Raw genomic sequence first — 3,836 nt, 5'->3', positions numbered from 1 at the left:
CCCAGCGACGTACCTGTGCCATGTGCCTCGACCGCGTCCACCTGTCCGGCCGTCAGCCCGGCCGAAGCCAACGCCTGCCGGATCACCCGCTGCTGCGACGGACCGTTGGGGGCCGTCAGGCCGTTCGAAGCACCATCCTGATTGATGGCACTGCCCCGCACAACGGCCAGGACCCGATGCCCCAGACGCTCCGCATCACTGAGACGCTCGACGAGCAGCATCCCCGCGCCCTCAGCCCAACCCGTACCGTCCGCACCCGCACCGAACGCCTTGCACCGACCGTCAGGAGCGAGCCCGCGCTGCCGACTGAAATTCACAAACGCTTCCGGCGTAGCCATCACCGTCACCCCACCGGCCAGCGCCATATCGCACTCACCGGACCGCAACGCCTGAACCGCCAGATGCAAAGCCACCAACGACGACGAACACGCCGTATCCACCGTCACCGCCGGACCCTCGAGCCCGAACGTGTACGACAACCGACCCGACACCACGCTCGCCGCATTGCCCGTACCCATAAGACCCTCAAGATGCGCGGGCACCTCACGCAACCGCGACGCGTAGTCGTGGTACATCGCGCCGGCGAACACACCCGTTCGCGAGCCTCGCAGCCCGGCGGGGTCGATTCCGGCCCGCTCGAACGCCTCCCACGACACCTCCAGCAACAACCGCTGCTGCGGATCCATCGCCAACGCCTCACGCGGCGACACACCGAAGAACCCCGCATCGAACTCAGCAGCCCGATGCAAGAACCCACCGCTGAGCCCGTACGTCTTTCCAGGTGAGTCCGGGTCGGGGTCGTAGAGCGCCTCCACATCCCAGCCCCGGTCGGTGGGGAACTCGGACACGGCATCAGCCCCCGCGGCCACCAGCTCCCAGAGATCCTCCGGCGACTCCACGCCGCCAGGGAACCGGCACCCCATGCCCACGATGGCGATGGGCTCGCTGGAGGCAGTAAGCAGCGCGTCGGACTGCTGACGCAACCGCTCATTCTCCTTGAGGGAGGCGCGAAGTGCTTCGACGAGTTTGTCGTTGGGCGTAGCCATGATGTGCGCTCCGGGATACGAGGTCGGTCAGGCGTCTTTGCCGTCGAGGGCCATGCGGATGAGATGGTCGACGTCCATGTCGTCGATGGACTCGGCGTTCGTTTCGTCGTCCGTCCCGTCGTTGCCCGGCGGGTCGATGAGCTTCAGTACGAGGTCCAGCAGGCCGACCTCACGGAATCGGGACATCGGAATGGCGGAGATGGCCTCCTGGAAGGCCTTCTCCTCGGGGTCGAGTTCGGGGGCCGCTCGTTCGGGCGCGATCTCCCGCCACATCTGCTCGGCGAGCAGATGGGAGTTCGGGTAGTCGAAGACGAGCGTGGCCGGCAGACGCAGGCCGGTGGCCTTGGTCAGCCTATTGCGCAGTTCGACGGCCGTCAGGGAGTCGAAGCCGAGGTCGCTGAACGCGCGCTCGGCGCTTACCGCGTCCGGCGTGGAATGGCCGAGCACAGTGGCGACTTCGCCTCGGACCAGCTGAATCAGGTGTCGGACGGCTTCTCCTTCGCCCATGCCGACCACCTGCTCCCGCAGGCCTGTTCCGGCGGACTCGCTAGTCGCGTGGCGCACACGGGTGCGGACGAGGCCGTTGAGCATCGCGGGTAGATTGCCGGAATCGGCGAGCACCTGGAGGGAAGGGATACTGAGACGCGTCGGAACGAGCAGGCCGTCCCCCTCATGTGCCGCCAGTGCAAGGTCCAGCAGCGCCAGGCCTTCCGCCTGGCTCAACGATTCGGCGCCCTGTCGCGTCATTCGCTGCATGTCGGCTTCGCCGAGCGACTCCGTCATCGCACTGGTGTCCGCCCACAGACCCCAAGCCAACGACACCCCCACCAGACCCTGCGACCGACGGAACTGAGCCAACGCATCAAGGAACACGTTCGCCGCCGCATACCCGGCCTGCCCCGGAGTACCGAACACCCCAGCCGCCGAAGAGAACAAGACGAACGCCGACAAGTCCATGTCCCGGGTCAGCTCGTGCAAATGCCACGCCGCATCCACCTTCGGCCGCAACACACCACCAAGCCGGGCCGCATCCAACGACGTGACAACACCATCATCCAGAACACCAGCAGCATGCACCACACCCGACAACGAACGCCCCGCCAGAACAGCGGCCAACGCCCCACGGTCAGCGGCATCACACGCCACCACCTCAACCGCCACACCAAGCCCCGACAACTCCAGCTCAAGCTCAGCCATACCCTCCGCAGCCGAACCCCGCCGACTCAACAACACCAACTCACGCACCCCGTGAACCGACACCAGATGCCGGGCCACCACACCACCCAACACACCCGACGCACCCGTCACCAACACCGCACCCGAACCAAACCCACCACCAACCGAACCCTCAACCCCGGAAAGCTCGGCCCGAACCAGACGCGGTACGAGAAGCGCACCCTCACGCACAGCCCACTGCGACTCACCCGAGCCCAGCCCCAACGCAACCGCATCAACCACCGCACCAGCATCCGCACCCACCGGCACATCAGCCAGCACCAACCGCCCAGGATGCTCAGCCTGCGCCGAACGCACCAACCCCCACACACCAGCCGACCGCACATCAACAACCGACCCAACACCAACACCCGCAGCACCCGCACCAGCACCAGCGGCGACCGCGCCCCGCGTCACCACCACCAAACGACTACCGGCCAGACGCTCATCCGCCAACCACTCCTGAACCACAGCCAGAACCGCAGCCAGCCCCTCATGCACCACACCCGGAACCTCACCACCCACCGGCACCGGGCACTCCCACACCACCACCCCAGGCACCACACCCGCCAACGCCACCGCACTCACATCGGCAAACACCTCACCCTCCGAAGGGACCAGCAGCCCCCCGGAACCCAGCACACCCCAAGACCCGGCACGGACCACAGCACCCGCATCCGTAACCGGCACCCACTCCACCCGGAACAACGAGTCCCCACCCGACGACCCACCAGCCGCCACCACCGCGGCCGCCAACTGCTCCTCCGAAACCTCCCGCAGGCTCAATGCCTCCACCGACGCCACCGGCAGACCCGTGGCATCGAACAAGGACACCTCGACCTCGCCCACACGCCCGCTCGGGACGATCCGCACCCGAACCGCCGTGGCACCCGTTGCGAACAGCGACACGCCGGACCACGCGAACGGCAGCCGAGCGCCGTTCTCTCCCGAAGGAACCACAAGTCCGATGGCATGCAACGCAGCATCCAGCAACGCCGGATGAATGCCGAACTTCCCAACGGTGGGCGCCTCTTCTTCCGAAAGAGCCACTGCGGCAAACACCTCCTGACCGCGCCGCCACACTTCACGCAAGCTCCGGAACGCAGGCCCGTAGGTCAACCCCTTGTCCGCCAGGAGGCGGTACACGTCTGCCGGATCCACCGCAGTGGCGCCTTGCGGCGGCCACGAATCCGCGATCCTGACGGAGTCGCCCCTCACCGAGCTGACGACTCCGACAGCGTGTGCCATCCACTCTCCGTCCGCACCATCGGCCCGGGAGTGAATTTCCAGTGCTCGGTGGCCCATCTCGTCGGCTTTTCCGACCGAGACCTGCAGCTGCACGGCTCCCGACTCCGACAGCACCAACGGCGCTCGAAGCGTCAGTTCTTCAAGGCGTTCACAACCCACTTCGGCACCACCGCGCAGCGCGGTCTCTACCAACACAGCCCCAGGAACCAGGACCGTGCCGCTCATCGTGTGGTCGGCCAGCCACGGATGCGTGGCCAGGGACACCCGACCCGTCAGCACAGCCCCACCGCTCCCGGCCAGCGCCACCGAAGCACCCAACAGCCCATG

General features: G+C 66.8%; 2 protein-coding genes. Both read right to left on the bottom strand.

Going from position 1 to position 3,836, the window contains the following annotated elements; translation table 11 throughout:
• Positions 1-1,049 (bottom strand): beta-ketoacyl synthase N-terminal-like domain-containing protein (locus ACGFZA_RS42445; RefSeq protein WP_393686469.1); only part of this gene is annotated, 1,049 nt, incomplete at its 3' end.
• A 24-nt stretch (positions 1,050-1,073) separates the two neighbouring features.
• Positions 1,074-3,827, bottom strand: coding sequence for a type I polyketide synthase (locus ACGFZA_RS42440; RefSeq protein ID WP_393686467.1), 2,754 nt, complete (start codon positions 3,825-3,827; stop codon positions 1,074-1,076).
• Positions 3,828-3,836 lie beyond the last annotated feature (9 nt).

This window comes from Streptomyces sp. NPDC048211 (assembly GCF_043202315.1).
Classification (GTDB): domain Bacteria; phylum Actinomycetota; class Actinomycetes; order Streptomycetales; family Streptomycetaceae; genus Streptomyces.
The sequence above is the reverse complement of the archived record's forward strand: the minus strand, read 5'-3'. Positions and strand labels throughout refer to the sequence as shown.